At 73.7% G+C, this 19,008-nt stretch carries 11 protein-coding genes; 6 read left to right on the forward strand and 5 right to left on the reverse strand.

All coding sequences use genetic code 11. The annotated features are described in order from the left end of the window. Positions 1 to 33: 33 nt before the first annotated feature. The 3 genes from OG948_RS07325 to OG948_RS07335 all read left to right on the forward strand — a co-directional run bounded on the left by OG948_RS07325 (position 34) and on the right by OG948_RS07335 (position 2,933). A complete protein-coding gene (locus OG948_RS07325; RefSeq protein WP_406294787.1) occupies positions 34 to 660 on the forward strand; it encodes a TetR/AcrR family transcriptional regulator in 627 nt (208 codons plus the stop codon). A gap of 157 nt (positions 661 to 817) precedes the next feature. After that, positions 818 to 1,048 carry a DUF5302 domain-containing protein gene (locus OG948_RS07330; protein ID WP_406294788.1) on the forward strand — a complete coding sequence of 77 codons (231 nt, stop codon included), beginning with the start codon at positions 818 to 820 and terminating at the stop codon, positions 1,046 to 1,048. A 139-nt stretch (positions 1,049 to 1,187) separates the two neighbouring features. Beyond that, positions 1,188 to 2,933 carry a GMC oxidoreductase gene (locus OG948_RS07335; protein WP_406294790.1) on the forward strand — a complete coding sequence of 582 codons (1,746 nt, stop codon included), beginning with the start codon at positions 1,188 to 1,190 and terminating at the stop codon, positions 2,931 to 2,933. 46 nt (positions 2,934 to 2,979) lie between these two features. Here OG948_RS07335 and OG948_RS07340 read toward each other — a convergent pair whose 3' ends face one another. Together OG948_RS07340 and OG948_RS07345 are read right to left on the reverse strand one after the other, a co-directional pair. Beyond that, entirely contained in the window at positions 2,980 to 3,144 is a 165-nt protein-coding gene (locus OG948_RS07340; RefSeq protein ID WP_406294792.1) for a hypothetical protein, read from the reverse strand. Between the two features lie 106 nt (positions 3,145 to 3,250). Continuing rightward, complete coding sequence (locus OG948_RS07345) at positions 3,251 to 6,829, reverse strand: BTAD domain-containing putative transcriptional regulator (protein ID WP_406294794.1); 3,579 nt, start codon at positions 6,827 to 6,829, stop codon at positions 3,251 to 3,253. Between the two features lie 164 nt (positions 6,830 to 6,993). Here OG948_RS07345 and OG948_RS07350 point away from each other — a divergent pair, with 164 nt between their 5' ends. Further along, positions 6,994 to 7,662, forward strand: coding sequence for a hemerythrin domain-containing protein (locus OG948_RS07350; RefSeq protein WP_406294795.1), 669 nt, complete (start codon positions 6,994 to 6,996; stop codon positions 7,660 to 7,662). Positions 7,663 to 7,853: 191 nt separating this feature from the next. Further along, on the forward strand, positions 7,854 to 8,399 hold the full coding sequence (locus OG948_RS07355) for a YbaK/EbsC family protein (protein WP_406294797.1): 546 nt from the start codon (positions 7,854 to 7,856) through the stop codon (positions 8,397 to 8,399). Between the two features lie 51 nt (positions 8,400 to 8,450). Here OG948_RS07355 and OG948_RS07360 read toward each other — a convergent pair whose 3' ends face one another. The 3 genes from OG948_RS07360 to OG948_RS07370 all read right to left on the reverse strand — a co-directional run bounded on the left by OG948_RS07360 (position 8,451) and on the right by OG948_RS07370 (position 14,014). Further along, positions 8,451 to 10,223 carry an amidohydrolase gene (locus OG948_RS07360; RefSeq protein ID WP_406294799.1) on the reverse strand — a complete coding sequence of 591 codons (1,773 nt, stop codon included), beginning with the start codon at positions 10,221 to 10,223 and terminating at the stop codon, positions 8,451 to 8,453. A 659-nt stretch (positions 10,224 to 10,882) separates the two neighbouring features. Then, positions 10,883 to 12,712 (reverse strand): NAD-binding protein, encoded by a 1,830-nt coding sequence (locus tag OG948_RS07365; RefSeq protein ID WP_406294801.1) that lies wholly within the window; start codon positions 12,710 to 12,712, stop codon positions 10,883 to 10,885. A 192-nt stretch (positions 12,713 to 12,904) separates the two neighbouring features. Further along, positions 12,905 to 14,014, reverse strand: coding sequence for a glutamate--cysteine ligase (locus tag OG948_RS07370; protein WP_406294803.1), 1,110 nt, complete (start codon positions 14,012 to 14,014; stop codon positions 12,905 to 12,907). A gap of 352 nt (positions 14,015 to 14,366) precedes the next feature. Between OG948_RS07370 and OG948_RS07375 the strand changes: the two genes are divergently transcribed. After that, positions 14,367 to 18,989, forward strand: coding sequence for a hypothetical protein (locus tag OG948_RS07375; RefSeq protein WP_406294804.1), 4,623 nt, complete (start codon positions 14,367 to 14,369; stop codon positions 18,987 to 18,989). Positions 18,990 to 19,008: the final 19 nt, after the last annotated feature.

Raw genomic sequence — 19,008 nt, forward strand, 5'->3', positions numbered from 1 at the left:
AGCGCCGCTTCCACGCCTCGTACGCTGACCGCCATGGACGACGATCAGGGGCCGAACCGCCGACGCAATCGCCGCGGCCAGGGTGCGCTTCTGCGCGACGACATCCTCGCCGCGGCGACCGCGCTCATCGAACGCGACGGACACTCCGGCGACGTGACGCTGCGCCGGATCGCGCGCGAGGCCGCGATCACCGCGCCGTCGATCTACGCGCACTTCAACGACCTCGACGACATCCTCGACACCGTGCTCAACGGCTACTTCGACGACTTGCAGGCGGCCATCGTGGCCGCCGCGGCCGAGGAGACCGAGGCGGACCGGTCGCTGCTCGCGGGTTGTCGGGCGTACGCCCGGTTCGCCATGGATCGCCCCGGCCGCTACCGCGCGCTGTTCCACCGGATGCGCCCGCCGAACACGGATCCGGCCGAACCGGTTCCCGCGATGCCCAGTCGGATGGACGTTTTCCAGACCCTGATCGACGCGATCGCGGCCGCCGCGGCGGCCGGTCACTCGGCCGGGACCGACCCGTTCGAGGACGCGTTGGCCGTCTGGGCCGCGATGCACGGCGCGATCCTGCTGCGGATGACCGCGCCCGTCTTCGACTGGCCGCCGCTGACCGACTTCATCGACACTCTGGTCATCCGCACGGCGCGACTGACCTGAGGCGCCGCCGAGACGCCGATTTTCGAACCCGATCGATCCGAAGGCGACCGGTATGTCCACTCTCCTGGGCGTCACCCGGTCCGGGCGTGCCATCGCGGGCCCCGGCATGGAAGGGTGTCCCTACGGATCGAGTCCAGTTCGAGAGCAGGAACGCACCATGGCTGACGAGACACCCGCGAACGAGACACCCGAGGAGACGGCCGCCGAGGCCGCCGAGGCCGAGACGCCCGAGGACGAGACCAAGCGCAAGTTCCGCGAGGCACTCGCCCGCAAGCGCGGCACCAAGACCGATGGCACCGGCGAGGGCCCCGGCGGCGACGGATCGAAGATCCACGGCGCGCACGGGCCCGCCGCACAGCAGCGCTCGTTCCGCCGCAAGAGCGGCTGACTCGGACCGCTCACGGCCCGAGCCGCACCCCGATTCGGCCCGAAACGCACCATCGAGGGACTGCCTTCGCCGGGTTACCGAGCAGTAGGATCGCCAGATCTCATGGCATGCCTCCTGCCCGCCCGGCGAAGGGTTCCCCGTGTTCGACTACGACGTCCTGGTCATCGGTTCGGGTTTCGGCGGATCGGTCGCCGCGTTGCGGCTGACCGAGAAGGGCTATCGGGTCGGCGTCCTGGAGGCCGGCCGGCGCTTCGCCGACACCGACTTTCCCAAGACGTCATGGCAGTTGCGCGACTTCCTGTGGGCCCCCGCGCTCGGCCTGACCGGCATCCAGCGCATCCACGTGCTCAAGGACGTGGTCGTGCTGGCCGGAGCGGGCGTGGGCGGCGGATCGCTGAACTACGCGAACACCCTGTACGAGCCGCCACAGCCGTTCTTCGACGACCCGCAGTGGGGCCACATCACCGACTGGCGTACCGAACTCGCGCCGTTCTACGCCCAGGCCAAGCGCATGCTCGGCGTGGTGACCAACCCGCACACGACGCCCGCCGACGAGCACATGAAGGCCGTCGCCGAGGACATGGGCGTGGGCGACACCTTCCATCTCGCACCGGTCGGCGTGCTCTTCCCCGAGGAGGGACAGCGGCCCGGCGAGGAGGTGGCCGACCCGTACTTCGGCGGGGTCGGCCCGCGCCGGACCACCTGTACCGAGTGCGGCTCCTGCATGACCGGCTGCCGGGTCGGCGCGAAGAACACGCTGCTCAAGAACTACCTCCATCTGGCCGAGCGGGCCGGTGCCGAGGTGCACGCGGAGCGTACGGTGCGCCGGGTCCGGCCGCTGGGCCCGCGGTGGCACGCGGACGGGTCCGCCGGCGGCTACGCGGTGGAGACCGTGCACAGCGGCCCCGCGACGGCGCCTCGTTCGCCGCGCACCTGGACCGCCGAGCAGGTGGTGTTCGCCGCCGGCACCCTGGGCACCCAGCGCCTGCTGCACCGGATGGCGGCGGAGCGTACGCTGCCGCACCTGTCCGGCACGCTCGGCCGACTGACCCGGACCAACTCCGAGGCGTTGGTCGGCGCGGTGGCACCGACCACCGGTGTGATCGACGCGACCCGCGGGGTGGCCATCACCTCCTCGTGGCACCCGGACGCGGACACCCACATCGAACCGGTCCGCTACGGCAAGGGCTCCAACGCGATGGGGCTGTTGCAGACGCTGCTCACCGACGGGGACCGACCCCGAGTGCGCCAACTCCTGGTGAACGCGCTGCGGAACCCGGCCCAACTACGGCTGCTGAACGTGCGCAACTGGTCCGAGCGGGCGATCATCGCGCTGGTGATGCAGTCCCGGGACAACTCGCTGACGGTGTACCGCAAGCGCGGCCTGTTCGGGCGCACCAGGATCACCACCCGGCAGGGCCACGGGGAACCCAATCCGAACTGGATCCCGGCCGGCCACGAGGCGGTCCGGCGGATCGCCGAGCGCCTGGGCGGCGTGGCCGGCGGCACCTGGGGCGATCTGGCCAACGTGCCGATGACGGCGCACATCCTGGGTGGCTGCGTGATCGGCGATTCGGCCGAGACCGGCGTGGTCGACCCGTACCAACGCGTGTACGGCCACCCGGGCCTGCACATCCTGGACGGCTCCGCGGTCAGCGCGAACCTGGGCGTGAACCCGTCCCTGACCATCACCGCGCAGGCGGAACGAGCCACCGCGATGTGGCCCAACCGCGGCGACGCCGACACCCGCCCCGCCCTGGGCGCCGCCTACCGACCGATCGCCTACACCCCGCCGACGGCCCCGGTGGTCCCGGCAAGCGCACCGGCGGCGTTGCGACTACCGATCGTGGAAGTGCGCTCCGCCCCCGTCCCGCCCCGCGACTGACTCCGACGGGCAGCCTCGGCGACGCGGGCGCGCGGTCCCGCCGGCGTCACTTGTGCAGGACGCGGGCTCGGCGGGCCCCGGCGGCCTCGTCGGGGGCGTCGGTGTGGCGGGGGACCTTGGGGCGCGGAGGAAGACTCCCGGTCGAGATCACCAGGCCCTGTCCGGCGGATCCCGGTGGGTCCGCGTCGTCCGGCACCGCGCCTCGCCGCACCGAAGAAAAGGTCGCATGGAACCACCATGTGGCTGTTTCTCCGGCACGCCGATGCACCGCACCGGACGACGCGACCTGATCCACCAAGATCCGCCGGAGACAGGACCTAGCCGCGATACAGGTCCCGCGCCGCTCTGGATTCGGCGGCCCAGTGGTGCGCGTTCCAGGTCTCGGCGATTTCGGCGGCCCGGTCGAAGTGCTCGGTGGCCTCCTGCTCGCGGCCCAGGAAGCGGGCGAGTTCGCCCAACGTGTGCGCGGGCGGCCGGATCGCCAGGGACACTCCCGCGCAGCCCGGCGCGGCGTCGTGCAGGGGCGACAGGGTCGGGTAGAGCGCGGCGGCCTCGTCGTGTTCGGCCAGCGCGACCACCGCCGCCGCCCGGAAGGTGGACATCAGGGTGTGGAAGAAGTCCGCGCGGATCGGCTCGACGGACGCGCGCATCGCCCGCGCCTCTTCCATCCGGCCGTCGGCGGCCACCGCGAGGGCGCACAGGTCGGCCACGAACGGGCCGAAGCCGGCCAGGATCTCCGGCGCCTGCGGGGCCAGTTCGGCAAGTCGGCCCTGGCTGAGCCGAATCGTGGCCAGGGCCAGCCAACGCAACCCGAGCGCGTGCAGCGAACCCTGCGCGATCATCGGCTCGGTGGCCCGGAGGTACCGTTCCTCGGCCTCCTCGAGGCGGCCCTCGATGTGCGCGAGGGCGGCGAGCGCGCACGCGCCGACGCCGATCGCCTCCGGCATGCGGTACGCGTCGGCGATCGCCACGCTCTCGTCCACCAACCGACGGGTGGTCTTCGAGTCGTTCAGGTCGGCCGCGGCGGTGGCCAGGCTGAATCGGGCGTACCAGCGGTGCGCCGGTAGGTCGAACGTGTCGGCGAGGCGGATCAGTTCGCCGGCCGACGCGGCTCGTGCCGACGCGTCCGCACCATCGGACTGGTTGCCGATCAGGGTGGCCAGCGTGAGCGCGCGCAGGTCGGGGTCGCCCAGGTCGGCGGCCAGCGCGACGGCCTCCTCGGCCAGCGCGCGCGGGTCCGGATCGTTCCGCTCGCCGACCAGTTCCCCGGCGTAGCCGTTCAGCAGCCGGCACCGCGTCTCCGGGGCGAGGTCGGTCCGCGCGATCAGCCGGCGCAGCGCCGCCACCACGCCGAGGTCCAGCACCCCGTACGGCCGGCTCTGCCACGGCGTGGGCACCGTCCAGGCGGTGAACGCGGCGATCGTCAGGTCGTCGCGGTGCGCCGACTCGGCGGCGTCGAACGCGCGTTGCCGGGTCTGTCGGGCCGCCGCCACGTCGCCCGCGCGCACCTGCGCGCGCAGCAGCCGGCCGAACAGGTCGGCGCGCTGCGCGTCCCGGTCGCCCGGGGTGTCGGCCGGGATCCGATCCAGGCACTCCAGCGCGCGGGTGAGCAGGGCGACCGCGGTGTCGTGGGCGAAGCGGCGCTCGGCCAACTCGGCCGCGGCGATGCCCGTCTCGACGGCCCGGGCGGCGGTGGCCGCCGTGGCCGCGTTGCCGTAATGGTGGGCCAGCGCCGAGACGTCGCGGGTACCCAGGCGTTCCAGCGCGGCGGCGATCCGGGTGTGCATCCGGGTCCGGCGCAGCCCGCTCAGGTCCGCGGCCATCGTGTCCCGCACGAGCGCGTGCACGAACCGGATCCGGCCGGGGGCCGGTTCGGTGAGCAGGCCGGCGATCAGGCCGGCGTCCAGCGCGTCCACGACGCCGCCCTCGTCGACCTCGGCCGCCTCCACCAGCACGTCCACGTCGACCTCGCGGCCCGCGACCGAGGCCAGGCGCAGGACGGCGACGGCGGGTTCGGGCAGCCGGGCCAGCCGGCGGCGCAGCACGTCGCGCACGCCCTCTGGCACGTCGGAGAGCGCGACCAGGGCGCCCTCGCTGTCCAGCAGGCGGGCGCTCTCCCGGACGTAGAACGGATTGCCGCCGGTGCGTTCGGCCAGCGCGACGATCGTCGCGGCGTCGACGGGGGTCTGTGACACGGCGTCCACGACCCTGGCCACGGCGGCCTCCGGCAGGCCGGCCAGCGCCAGGCGCACGGGTGAGCGGCGGGCCAGGCCGGCCAGCGTCTCGGTGAGGCGTCCGTCCACCTCGTCCGGGCGGTACGCGGCCACCACGAACAGCGGCGCGCCCGCGGCGTCGCCGTCGGCGCCGGCGGCGCCGGCGGCGAGCAGGGCCAGGGTCTCGGCGTCGGCCCGATGCAGATCGTCCAGCAGGATCGCCAACGGTTGCCGTCGGGCGGCGGCGGCGAGCCAGGACCAGACCGCGCGGTGCAGCCGGAACCGGCCCGCCGAGGTGTCCTGCCCGGGGCCGTCGCCCTCGTCGTCGCCGAGCAGCGGTGCGAGCGCGGCGGCGGCCTCGGGCGGCGGCGGGACGATCGCGGCGATCGCGCGCAGCGCCTCCACCCACGCCCACGCGGGCGGCGCGCCGTCCACCTCGGGACAGCGCCCGGTGGCCACGAGCAGTCCGGCCTGCTCGAGTCCGGCGCCGAGCCGACCCAGCAGCGCGGACTTCCCGAGTCCGGCCTCGCCGGTGACCAGCGCGACGCGCAGGCCGGCCGACGCGACTTGCTCGGCCTCGCCCAGGAGTGCGGCGAGTTCGCCGTCCCGGCCGACGAAGAGCTCACCGGTGACGCCGGGGTGGGGGTCGACGCCGGCTCGCGGATCGATGGCGGCGGCGATCGCGTCGTACGGCGTTCCTGCGGTCGGCCCGGCCGGATGGTCACCGGACGCGTCCTCGGCGCTGTGGGCGCTGTGGGCGCGGGCGCCCCGAGCGGGCTCCTCGACGTGGCTCCCGCTCCGGCCGCCCGCGGGATCGGGCGCACCGGTCGCGGCGGGCCCGGCCTCGGGGTCGCTCGGTGCCCGGCCGACCCCCGGGCCCGGGCCCTCGACCGCCGCCTCCGCCGGCCCCGTCGCCGCGCGCAGGACGTGCATCCGTCGGCCCAGGATCGCCGCCTCGACCTCGGTGAGCGCCGGGCCCGGGTCCAGGCCGACGTCGGCCGCCAGTACCGCGCGGGCCCGGCGCAGGGTGGCCAGCGCGTCGGCCTGGCGGTTGCCCGCCCACAGCGCGAGGGCGTGCAGCCGCCAGGCCTCCTCGCGCAGCGGGGCGTCCCGGGTGAGTCGCTCGGCGTCCGCCGCCGCGGCTGCCGCCGCGCCCGATCGCAGCCCGGCGGCGATATGCAACTCCCGTGCGCTCAGGTGCAGTTCGCCCAGTCGGGCGGCCTCGTCCAGGGCCCACGGCTCATCCGAGGCGGCGGCGAACGCCGGTCCGCGCCACAGCGCCAACGCCGTCTCGACCACGGTCCGGGCCTCGACCGGTGCGGCGTCGAGTCGCTCGCGCGCGGCCCGGAGCAGGCGCTCGAAGCGCCACGCGTCCACCGCGTCGTCCGGGAGCCGCAGCGCGTATCCGGGCGCCGCGCTGACCAGGACCGTGGCCGGCGCCCGCCGGGCCCGGCCCGGTTCGAGCAGGCGACGCAGGTTGGACACGTACGCCTGGAGCGAGGTGACGGCCTGCGCGGGCGGTTCGCCGCGCCACAGGTCCTCGATCATCCGGTCGATCGAGACGACCCGCCCACGCGCGGCCACCAGGAGCGCGAGTACGGCACGCTGGCGCGGACCGCCCAGCGGGACGGTCACATCGTCCACATCGGCCTCGAACGGGCCGAGCACGCGCAGGTACACCATTTCTCCCCCATCCCGGTCCCCCGGCACGTTCGGCGGCGGGCCGGGCGTCGAACAACCCCGCCGGACGGCTCCATGTTCCTTCCAGGATTCCTCCAAGACGGCCGGACCAGGCTATGAGCATGCCCGGCGGCAACCGCGCCGAGGGCCCACCGAAGGGATCCACCATGACCGCCTCGCCCATCACCCCCGCGTCCGCCGGCTTCGACACCCGGGACATGGTGATCGTCCACCGCGGGTTGCGCCGCGAATCGCGCCTGCTGGTCGAGTTGGTCGGCGCCGTCGAGCCGGGCGACACCACCCGGGCCAAGGTGCTCGCCGAGCACTTCGACCTCTACCGGCTGGGCCTGCACGGCCACCACACCGGCGAGGACGAACTGCTGTGGCCGCCGCTGCTGGCCCGGGTCGACCTCGAGGCCGAGCTGGTCCTGCGGATGGAGGCCCAGCACGAGCGGGTGGCCGGCTCGCTGACCGCCGCCGAGGAACTGGTCCGGGCGTGGGTGGCGAACCCCGGCGTCGGCGAGCGGGACGCCCTGGTCGCGGCGCTCGCCGAGCACCGCGCGGCGTTGATCGAGCACCTCGACGAGGAGGAGGCCGAACTGCTCCCGCTCGCCCAGCGGCTGCTCACCGCGAGCGAGTGGCATGCGATGGGCGAGCACTTCGTGGAGACCACGCCCAAGCCGCAGATCCTGCTCCTGCTCGGCGTGGTGCTGGAGGACGCCGAGCCCGCCGAGCGGGCGACCATGCTCGGCGGGCTCCCGCTGCCGGCCCGGCTGATCTGGCACCTGGTCGGCCGCCGCATGTACGCGCGCACCGTCCGTCGGGTCCGCGGCTGAATCGCTGCGCGCCGCCGATACGCCCGACGGCGTGCCCGTACCGCCCGCCGGGTCTTCCTGCCCGAGCCGCCCGGCGCGGGGCCCGCGTGCGGCCTCCGGCGCCCGGTGTCCGACGTGCGACGACCGGCGGCGCGCGGGCCTCGGTGTCGGCCTCGGGCGCGCGATCGCGGCCGATTGGGTTGGATGGGTCCATGACCACCGCTCTCGCCCTTCACCCCGCCCTGACCCACCCCGAGTTGCTCGCCGACCCGGTGGCCGGCGCCCTGGCCGATTGGCCCGCCGAGTCCGCCGGGCTGGTCGAGGTCGCCGCGATCGACCCCGAGCTGGCCGACACCGCCACGTTCTGCGCCCGCTACGACGTGGCCCCGGCCGACAGCGCGAACTGCGTGGTGATCGCGGCCAAGCGCGGCGGCACGGTCACCTACGCCGCGTGCCTGATCACCGCCACCACGCGAGCCGACGTGAACGGCCTGGTCCGCCGGCACCTGGACGCGCGCAAGGCGTCGTTCGCGCCCGTGGAGGCCGTACTGGCCGCGACCGACATGGAGTACGGCGGGATCACCCCGATCGGCCTGCCCTCGGACTGGCCGATCCTGATCGACGCCGCCGTCGCCGCGCATCCGCGCGTCGTGGTCGGCTCCGGGATCCGCGGCTCCAAGCTGTGGGTGCCGGGCCGGCTGCTGGCCGAACTGCCGGGCGCGCAGGTTCTTCCCGACCTCGGCGTGCCCCTGGCCTGAGCGTCGGGTCGCCCGCCCGCCCCGGTTCGGCGCGGGCAGGCGACCCCGACGTCAGCAGTGGTGCGTGAACAGGCTCAGTCCGACGCCCTCCGGTACCGGCACCGGCATCGTGTCGACCCTGGGGTGGACCGTCCGGCCCGCCTTGATCGTCTCCTCGATGACGATGTCCAGGAGCGCCTCCCCCGGCACCGTCACCGGATTCGCGCTCAGGATCACCAGGTCGGCCAGCTTGCCCACCTCGATGCTGCCCTTCTCCGCCTCCTCGCCGTACTGATAGGCCGCGTTGATCGTGATCGACTTCACCGCGTCCGCCCCGGACACGCACTGATGCTTGCCGAGGGTGATGCCGGATCGGGTCTTCCTGGTGACCTGACCGGACAGGATCGCGAGCGAACTCGGCCGGGCCACGGGTGCGTCGTGATGCGACGTGTAGACCATGCCCCGGGCCAGGGCCCATTGCGCGGGCGAGATGTCGACCGCGCGCGACTCGCCCAGCACGGTCTCGACGTACCAGTCGCCCCAGTAGAACGTGTGCATCGAGAAGAACGACGGGATGATGCCCAAGCGGCGGAACTCGCCGATCTGGTCCTCGCCCGCCGTCTGACAGTGGATGCCCGTCGTACGCCGATCGGCCGGCTCGGACTCCTCGGTCGCGATCCGCACACAGCGGATGAACTGGGCGATCGCCTCGTCGCCGTTCACGTGCGCGATCACCTGCCAGCCGTGCGCGAAGCCGGCTCGGACCTGCTCGAGGGCGACCTCGTCCTCCAACGTCGGGTAACCGCAGTAGTCGTCGCACTCGTTACCGGGCGGAGTCTTGTACGGCTCGCGCAACCAGGCCGTCCTGCCCTGCGGGGAGCCGTCCAGGTTGAGCTTGATCCCGGCGGCCCGGAGGCCGTTCACGTACTCCCCGCTCGCGTCGACCAGGTGCGGGGTCTTGATCGCGTCGGCCGCCTTCACGTAGACGACCACGTCCAGGGGCAGCGGCTCGGCCGCCGCCAATGCGCGCAGGTCACCCAGTACGGCCAGCTCGGCGGCACCTTCCTGCACGGTGGTGAAGCCGTAGCTCGCCGCCGCCTTCAGGCCCTTGTCCAGGAACAGGGCCCGGTCGCGCTCGTCGATGCCCATGATCGCGCGACCGGAGGCGGGAGTGAACGCGGTCTCCTCCAAGACCCCGTTCGGCTCGCCGAAGGGCAGCACCGACTCGTCGCCGCGCCGGATCACCCCGCCCTTCGGGTTCTCGGTGGCGGCGCTGTAGTTCAGCACCTCGAGCCCCTTGCTGTTCACCGCGCCCAGGTGGAACGACTGGTGGATGGCCAGCACCGGCCGCTCGGTGGAGACCAGGTCCAAGTCCTCCCGGGTGGGATGCAACTCGCCGTCGAGCAACGCGTCGTCGTAGCCGAACCCGACGATCCACGCGGAGCGCCGGCCGACCTCACTGTCACCGAACTCGCGCAGCTTGCGCACGATCGTGTCGATGTCACCGACATCGCCGTCCGGCTCGCCGAGCAGGTCGGCGACCGTCTCCTGGAGGCCGGTGCCGACCACGTGGCCGTGCGGATCGATGAAGCCGGGGAGCAGCGCCCGGCCGTCCAGGTCGCGCAGTTCGGTCGTCGTGCCCTGCCACCGCGCGAGTGCCTCGTCGAGACCGCCGACGAAGACGATGCGGCCGTCCTTGACGGCGACCGCCTCCGGCCGCGCACCGTCCTCCGCCACGACCCTCTTCGGACCGGGCCCGTCCGCCACCGTCTCGATTTCGCCGCCGTGGAAGATCACGTCGGCCTCGCCGGAACCCACCCCGGCACCCTCACGTCCTTCGGACATCACCATTCACCCTCACCTTCATCGCGCACCGACTCGTGTCGCTACGAAGTCTGTCGGCGACGCACCGTGACAACGAAGAAGAATTCCGGACATCCTTCCCCGATCGCGCGCACCGGACAGTCCACGCCGCGGGCGCGGGGGTTGCGCGGGGGCGCGGGAGTGGCGCGGGAGCGCGGGGCGCGGGAGTGGCGCGGGCGCGAAGGGCGTGGGCGCGGGGATGACGGGCGCGGTGAAGGGCGCGGGCGCGGAGGGCCGGAGGCACGCGGGCTGCCGAAAGGAGGGTGCCGGGCCCGCGGACTCGGCCGCGGGATAGCGGGGCGGGTCGCAGGCTGCTGTGGTGGTGGCGGCGCGAGTCTCGGGCGGCGGGCCTGGGAGCGGCCTCGGGTCGCGGACTGTGCAATCGCGCGCCTCCGATATCGAGTTGCCGAATCACGTCACGGTGAGGGAAGGCGCCGGTCGCAACCACGGGATCACGGGTCACGGGCCTCGCGTGGAGGGCCGGGCTCGGGTCGCGAGCCACGCGATTGCCGGTTTCCGGCCACGGGCGGCGGGGCGCCGACGGGCTCGGGGCGCAGGCTGCGGTCGTGGGCCGGCGGTTCTGGGCTGCGGGACCAAGGGGCGCCGACGGCGGGGGACGCGGGGCGCGGGGGCGGGGCGCGTCAGTGGGTTGGGGTGGGGCCTCGGTTGGCTTGGAGGAGTTGGGCCAGGCCCTGCCGGGTTGTTACCAGGACCACTCGGTCGGTGGGGCGTAGGAGGTATCCCGGGTGGAGTTCCCACTGGAGGTCGCGCTGTGGGGCCGCGTCCCGGCCGAGGTCGGCGCGGCGTTCCGCCGGATCGGCCACGTCCAGCGCGAGCACCCGCCACAGTCCGGCCCGAAACGCCTCCGCGACCGTCTGCCCCTGCAACTCCGGGTGGCCGGCCACGTCGATCGCCGCGAACAGCAACACCTCGCGCTCCACCGGGATCGCGCCCAGGATCTGCCGACCCATCACGGCCCCCGCGAAGGCCGGCGCGGACAGCGAGGAGACGCTGCGGCTGCGGGTCAGCGCGTTCGGGTAGGACTCGCGCAGCGTGCGGTTCACCATCTTGGCGAAGTCGTCGTCGAACAGTCGCATCGCCACCCGTAGTTCGGGATCGACCTCGCGGGCGTACAGGGCCGCCTCGAGGTTGATCGCGTCGTCGCTGGTCAGCGCGAGCAGCACCCGGCTGGTGCCGATGTGCGCGGCCTCCAGCACGCCTTCGCGGGTGACGTCGCCGATCACCACCGGCACCCGACGCGCGTGCGCGGTCGCGATGCCCAGCGCCTGCGGGTCGCGTTCCACGCACACCACCGGTATGCCCAGGTCGCACAGCCGATCCAGCACGCGCGTACCGATCTTGCCCAGACCCAGCAGCACCACGTGGTTGGCGATCGCGCGCGGCGGCGGGCGCTGGGTGGTCGCGGTGCGGAACGTGCCCAGGCTCTCCAGCACCACCGCGAACAGCACCGGCATCAGGGCCATCCCGGCGAGCCCGGACAACACCTGCAGGACCTGCCGTCCGGTGCCCTCGCCGATCGCCGGATCGCCCATTCCGAACACGTCCAGGATCGAGCGGTAGGCGGCGCGCAGCGGCGGATCCCCGGTGACCCACCAGGTCAGGCCCGCGAACACGAAGAGCAGCGCGACCAGGCCGAAGATCGCGTACCGCAGCCGGGGCGGGAACAGCGTGGCCACCGGCAGTCCCTGCGGCAACCGGGGCCGGTTGACCGGTGCGCCGCCGCCCTCCTCCAGGGTGATCGTCTCCAGCACGGTCCGCCCCCGGGTCCGTCCCGCCGCGGCCACCGCGCCGTCGTCCGGCAGCAACTCCGGGCTGCCGCCCACCCCGTCGGAGGCGAGCGCGAGCGTGTACAGGTACGACGCGGGGTCGCGCTCGTCGGCGGGCCGCTCGGCCGCCCGCAACAGCAGCCCGTCCGCCTGAACCACCTTGCCCGCGCCGGAGATCGCCGCCGCGACCAGGGCCGGGGTGGCGGTGTCCGCGTCGGAGAGCACGGTCGTGGTCACGTCCCGGGCCGAGAGGTCCCCGATTCGGGCCACCACCGCGCGGTCGAGCAGCTCCTCCAGGTGTCGGCCGAGCTTGCGGTTGTACAGCCGCACCACGAGTCGGATGTTCGGGTTGATCCGCCGGGCCCGTAACGCCGCGTGGATGTTGGCCCGGTCGTCCCGGTAGACCAGGGCGAGCGCCATCGCGCCCGACACGCCCGCCGAGCGCAACGCGTCGTCGTCCGGCTCGGCCGCCTCCACCACCGACACCGACAACCCCCCGCCGCGCGCGAGGTCGTCGATCTGCGGGCCGTGGTTGCGGTGCACCGAGGGCAGCAGCACGGTCACGTGCTCGCCGTAGACGTGCGCGAGTTCGTAGGACAGCCGTTGCGCGAGCGCGTCGTCGCCGCACACCACGAGGTGGCCGGCCCGAGGCGGAGGAGTCAGGTGATGCGCGGGAGTCGACACACCCCCAGCCTGCCTCCCGATCCCTCCCCCGTCAGCCCCTTTCCGCACCACTGATCACTTCGAACACACCGAACGAACGGGTCGCGCGCACGAATCCGCCTCGCACACCGACCACATCGAACGGACCACGTACAACGAACAAGCCGAGAAGACCGAGCACGACCGATGACGGCCGGACCCGGCCCACCCCCGTCAGGTCCCCGTGGTGTCCGAGATCAGCAGATCCAGCACGCCCGGCAGACCCCCGGCCACGAACGCCTCACGCTGCCGATCGGCCCCCGTGCCCTGCAGGATCAGTCGGTCCACGAGCGAGAACACCCGGGCGGTGTCCCCGAATTCGTCCAGCACCGGGGTCACGTGCTCGAGCAGCTCGCAGACCAGGTCCCCCGCCTCGATCCGGCGGGCCGTACCCGCCGGCCCCACCGGCCCGAACAGATCGCCCTCCAATCCGTCCCGAGCCGCCAACCAACACGCGGCCCGGAGCAGTTCCGGCTCCGGTGCGGCGTACGGCACCTTCTCGTCGTGCTGCTGCAGCGCGGTCACCACCAACGCCCGCACCAGACCCGCGAGCATCACCGCGTCGTCCGCCCGCAACTGCACGTCCGGGCACCGGATCTCGACGGTCGGGAACCGCTCGGAAAGCCGCACCTGCCAGTACACCTGACCCCGGTCGAGCATCACGCCCACCGCGAGCAGCGCGTCCACCCGCCGTTCGTACTCCTCCAGGTCGGCGAACAGCGGCGGTTGCCCCTCCACCGGCCAGCGCGCGTAATGGATCGTGCGCCAGCTCGCGAAGCCGGTGTCCAGCCCCTGCCACAGCGGCGAGTTGGCGCCCATCGCGACCAACACCGGCAACCAGGGCCGGATCCGGTTGACCACTTGCACGCCGGTCTCCCGATCGGGCACCGCCACGTGCACGTGCATCCCGTGGATGAGCTGCACGTCGGCCAATCGCCGGGCGTTCGCCCGGATCGCCAGGTAGCGCGGATGTTCGCTCACCTCCATCAGCTTCCCGTCGCCGGCGGGCGCGGTCCCGCAGGCGACCATCCGGCAGCCGATCCGCTCGGCCGCGGCCGACAGCTCGCGGCGCATCCGGGACAGGTGCCCGCCTATCTCGTCGAGCGAGGTGCACACCGGCGTCGCCACCTCCAACTGCGCCTTCAGTAATTCCGGCTGCACGTCGCCGAGGTCGATCCCGGGCCGCAGGCTCGCCTCGGCCCGGACCCGCTCGGCCGCCGGTACCGGCAGTCCGCTGACCGGGTCCACGAGCAGGTACTCCTCCTCGACACCCAGAGTGGTCATCACCGAACCGTCCTTTCGAGCGGGCGAACCCGCCGGGCAGGGCCTCCACCTGGACATGACCATCCGTAGCCGGTGCACGTCACGACCCGTGCCCGCACCCGCCGGCCCCGGGACGACCCCGGACCCCGCCAGGTGCGACATCGCGACCCGCGACGCGCTCGACCATGATCCGGACAGGCCGTACTACTTGGGAGGACTCGATCGGTTGTACCCGTAATCACCGCAGGTCGACACGTCGACCCGAATGCGCGTCCGAACCAATCGCCACCGCGGCGGGGCCGGCGCGCCCGATGTCCGCGCGTTGTGATGGGGTGGAACCCGAAAGTGGGACGGGCGAGTGCGGGGGCGAGTGGTGGCACGGGTACAGATCACGAACAAGGCCGTTCTGGTCGGATTGTTGTTCGAGGGAGCGGCCGTCGGCGACCTCGGGCGGGTCCGCCATCGGATCGGCGACGACGTGGTCGGCGCGCTGCTGGGCGATCCGAAACTCGCTCCGAGCCTGCGTTCGCTCGCCGCGCGGGACCCCGACCCGTGGGTGCGCCGCGCCCTCGCGCACAACGGGGCGGTGCTCACCGCGGCGGATCTGGCCGCGCTGCTGGAGCAGCCGGACCCGGTCGTGGACCGGATCGTGTACGCGCACCCCGAGGCCGGCGCGTGGATGCGCCGGATCGTGCTCGCGCCCGGCCGCCATGCCGACACCCCGCACCCGCTGACCGCGCTGCATGAGGAGTTGCTCGCGCAGCCCGCCGAGGGCGAGTTGCCGCGCCGACTGGGCGCCGCGGTGGTCGCCGATCGACCGGACTTGGTCGCGCACGCGCTGCGGGCGTGTGCCGGCGGCCTGACCGCCGCCGAGGAACTGCGCGGCCTGCTGTCGCTGAGCCTGCACGGCGGCACCGACCTGCTCGCCGAGGCGTCGCGCCACGTGCGGCCCGAAGTGGCCGCGACCGCCCTGCCGGTCGGCGAGGTGGTCACCGCGCGTCCCGAACTGGCCGACGCGGTGGCCGAGGCCGAGGGCAGTGCCGGGATGATCGCCGAACTGCGCGCCGGCCTGCCGCCGTTGACATGGCGTCGGGAGATCGACTGGGTCGCCGTGCGCGACGAGCAGCGGCGCGAACCGCTGCCCGAGTCGATCGCCGCGCTGCTGGCCGCCGACCCGGACTGCCCCGACGACCTGCTCGTCGCGCTGTACACCGCGCACCCGACGGTGGTGGGCCCGGTCGCCCGGCCGGCGCTCGCGATGTTGCGCGCGGCGATCGGCACCCCCAAACACCCGGCGCTGGCCCGGATCGCCGCGCTCACCCGCGACCTGGCCGAACCCGCCGACCTGGCCCGGGTGGTGCACGAGGTGACCCCGGCCCGAACCGCCGTCGCCACCCTGGTCGAACTGCCCGAATGCGCCGAGCTGCGCGACCTGTTGCACCGGCACCTGGGCACCCACGCCGACCGCTGGACCACGCTGCGCGCCGTACTGCCGCGCCGGCGCGAAGCACTGCCCGCCCTGCTGGCCGGCATCGCGGCGGGCACCGTGACCGCGCAGCCGGAGCCCGCCGGCGGCCCGCCGCCCACGCTGACCAAGCCCTACCGGCACCTGCTCACCGCGGCCGACCCCGACGACCTGCGGGCCCTGCTGCCCGACCTGCCCGACTCGCTGGTGCGCGACCTGCTCTCCAGCGGCTCGCTCCCGCGACGCGTGCGCGAGGCGGCGATCACCTCGACCGACCCGCGCGCGTGGGAGGCGATCGCCCGCAACGTCGGCCTGGACATCCGCGAACTGGCCCGCCTGGTGGCCAAACAAGTCCCGACCGTGGACGCCGCCGCCTACCTGAGCCTGCGCTCGACGCCGTCGCTGCGCCGCGCCATCGCCGCGCGCGCGCCGTTGGCCCCCGGCCTGCGCGCCGAACTGCTCGCCCACGGCGACCGTCGCACCCTGTTGCCGCTGGTGGCCAGTGGTGATCCGGAACTCGCGGGCCGCGCACTGTGGTTCGGCTGCCGCAAGATCGCCCAGCAGTACGCCTACGTCAAGGTCTGGGAACGGCACGGCCCGGCCGGTGTACGCACCCTGCTGGACAGCAGCGGCACCGGCACCGCGGCGCAGATCCGCAAGCGGGTGGAGGCCGCGCTCAAGGCCGAGGACGGCCTGGCCGACCTGCGCGAGAGCGGCGAACCGTACGAGGACCCCGCCACGCTGCCGCACCGCTTGCAGACCCGCACCAGTCGCACCACCGTGCGCGACCTGGTGCACGAGCCGTACGCGCACGACTTCGCGCTGTTGATGGCGGCCGAGCGGGAGGAACCGTTCGCCTTCGAGGCCGTCGACGATCTGATCCGCCACGAGGACGCCACCGACGAGGACCGCGCGCGGCTGCGCCTGGTGCTGATCAACGCGCAACGCAACTACGCCCGCCGGACGAACGACACCCTGCCGGAGGAATGGCTGCGCACCGAGCCGTTCGACGGGAACGAGAACTGGGTGGACGAGGCGGTGGAGTACGACCTGCTCGATCCCGCCCGGCTGATCGACGTGGCCCATCCGGCGCAGGCGGTGGTGACGGCCGCGCGCCGGGTGAACCCGACGACCGTGCTGGCCCCGATGCGGGCCCGGCTGGCCGAGCTGACCCGGGAGCATCTCGCGGGCCACACCGAGGCGTTGGCCATCGCGGTCGGTCTGATCGACGGCTTCAACGCGTCGCTCGCCGAGTTGGTCACCGTGGCCGGTCAGGCCGCGGGTCCGCGGCCGGGAGCCGAGGAGTTGGCCCGAGCGGACGCCGCCACGCTGGCCGCCGCGCGGCGCGAGGCGGCCGAGACGGCGAACAGCGCACCGGTGCCCGCCACCGCGCCGGCATCGACCACCCGGCGTGCCGGCACGATCCGGGCCGCCGATCCCGATCGCAGGTCCCGGCTGGTCGCGGCGCACTTCCTGCGCGACGTCGCGGCCGGTCCGGATCCGGTGCCCGTCCCGGTGCCGGAGGATCCGGCCGTGCTCGCGGCGCTGGCCTCGGTGTCGACGGTCGACGCGCCGGGCTACGAGTACCCGAGTTGGCTCTACGAGGCGTGTTTCGGCAGCGACTCGGTGCAACCGCGGGTGGCCCTGGGACGCCGGGTGTTCGACGAGTCGGTCGCCAACGACCTGATCGACCTCGGCGAGCCCGAGGTGCTGACGTCGATGGCCGAGAACAAGGGCCTGGAGGAGCCGACGAAGGACCGCATCACCGCGCTCCTGGCCGGAAACCCCGCCGAGCGGCCCGAGCAGTACCCGACCAGGGACACCTGGCCGGGCCTGACCAAGCCGAGTTCGTACCTGCGCTGGATCCGCGAGTACTACGACGAGAGGCGTGGCGGCGGCGACTTCCTGGCCGAGGGCGCGTATCGGCACGGCATCGTCGGCCCCACCGACGTGCTCGGCGTGCTCCCCACCCCGGCCCTGACCCCGCTGCCCAGGAAGTGGCGCGCGCTGGCCTTGGCCGGCCCGCTGAACCGGGCGGTCGAGGCGCTGGTCGCCGAGCGACTGGGCGTGGACCCGGAGCGATGGTCGCGCGCGCTCGTCGCGATGGACACCGCGGGGGATCTCCCGTTGCCGGAAGTCCTGGACGTGAAACCGGAGTCCGCTCCCGACGAGACGTTCGAGTGGGGGCGGCTCGAGTCGCCGATCACCGTCGAGTTCGAGACGGTGCGTCGGAGCGCCCATCGGGTGCGCCGCGCTTGGCGGTGGCCGGCCGGCAACCTGCTCCTGCGCGCGTCCGCCGAGGCGCTCGCGGTGCTGCTGCCGCGACTGGGCGAGCACGCCTACCCCACGCTGTGGGCCTACGCGGACTACGTCGAGCACCACGCGCCCGCGCTCGACGAGTACCCCTTCCTCACCCGGGATCGGACCACGCTGCGGATCCTGGCCACGCACAGTCGCGACAGCGCGATCCGGGCTCGGCTCGCGCGCTTGGACGACCCGGTGCTGAACGCGGACCTGTACGGCTCGCCGCTGGTCCCCGGCAACGTCGTGGTGCGCCGCGCGGTGCTCTCCCGCGTGCCGCAGGGGCGTCCGGCTGCCGGGTCGCCGGCTCTGCTGCCGCTGGATCCGGAGCTGCGCGAACGGCTCCTGGTCGACGACAAGGCGACCGCGTCCGTGCTGCCGGCGCTGCGGTTGCGGGTCGAGGCGGCCGACCCCGAGGTGATCGAGCACACGCTGCGCCGACTGGGCAAGAAGGCCTCGCTGTTGGACCGACTCCTGGGCGTGCGGGGTCTGTTGCGGTACGGCGGCGCGGATCGTGTCGGCGATCTGGTCGAACAGGGCGTGCTCGGCGCGACGGCCGGCCGGGTGGTGGCCAAGGCCCTGGCGACGGCCGATCCCGACGCGGCGCTCACCGAGCGGATCGACCGCGAACGCGCCGGCGACAAGCTGGTCGCCAAGCTGCGCAGGTGCACGCGGGGCTCCGAGACGGACGAGGTGCTCGACCTGCCGTACCTGCGCGACTGGGACCTGATCGTGGCCGAGCACGAGCGGGAGCCGTTCCCGGCCGACGTGCTGAACCGGCTCGTGATCCAACCGGACTCGCCCGCGCGGCTGCTCGAACTCGGGCCCGTGCACTTCCGGATCGCCCGCACGGCCGCGACGCTGGACGCGGAGCACGCGCGTGCCTCGGTCGCCTTCGGCCGCGAACTGCTCGGCGACACCGCGTGGCACATCCACCTGGACCGCCTGGTCACGACCGGCCTGCTGACCGGCCACGACCTGGTCCACCGCGCCCGCGGCGCGGCCTCCGTGCTGCGCTGGATCGCCGAGGCGGCCATCCGGATCGAGGCCGATCCCACGATCCGCGCCGCCGCCGACGAGGCGCGCACCGAGATCGCCGCCCTGATCGAAACCCACCTGGGCGGCGACCCGACCAAGTGGTCCCGCGCCTTCGCCGCCCTCGCCGGCTGCGATCCCACCTGGAGCCCGGAGGCTCCCGGCTCGACGATCACGGCCCTGCTGACCCGCTGACCCGCCGAACGGACGACGA

The sequence above is a fragment of the Embleya sp. NBC_00888 genome, from assembly GCF_045207655.1.
Taxonomy (GTDB): Bacteria; Actinomycetota; Actinomycetes; order Streptomycetales; family Streptomycetaceae; genus Embleya.

Excerpts from the sequence above, each read along its gene's own strand:
- OG948_RS07360 (WP_406294799.1), bottom strand. The coding sequence starts at position 10,223 with ATGTCCGAAGGACGTGAGGGTGCCGGGGTGGGTTCCGGCGAGGCCGAC.
- OG948_RS07325 (WP_406294787.1), top strand. The coding sequence starts at position 34 with ATGGACGACGATCAGGGGCCGAACCGCCGACGCAATCGCCGCGGCCAG.
- OG948_RS07355 (WP_406294797.1), top strand. The coding sequence starts at position 7,854 with ATGACCACCGCTCTCGCCCTTCACCCCGCCCTGACCCACCCCGAGTTG.
- OG948_RS07330 (WP_406294788.1), top strand. The coding sequence starts at position 818 with ATGGCTGACGAGACACCCGCGAACGAGACACCCGAGGAGACGGCCGCC.
- OG948_RS07350 (WP_406294795.1), top strand. The coding sequence starts at position 6,994 with ATGACCGCCTCGCCCATCACCCCCGCGTCCGCCGGCTTCGACACCCGG.
- OG948_RS07370 (WP_406294803.1), bottom strand. The coding sequence starts at position 14,014 with ATGACCACTCTGGGTGTCGAGGAGGAGTACCTGCTCGTGGACCCGGTC.
- OG948_RS07345 (WP_406294794.1), bottom strand. The coding sequence starts at position 6,829 with ATGGTGTACCTGCGCGTGCTCGGCCCGTTCGAGGCCGATGTGGACGAT.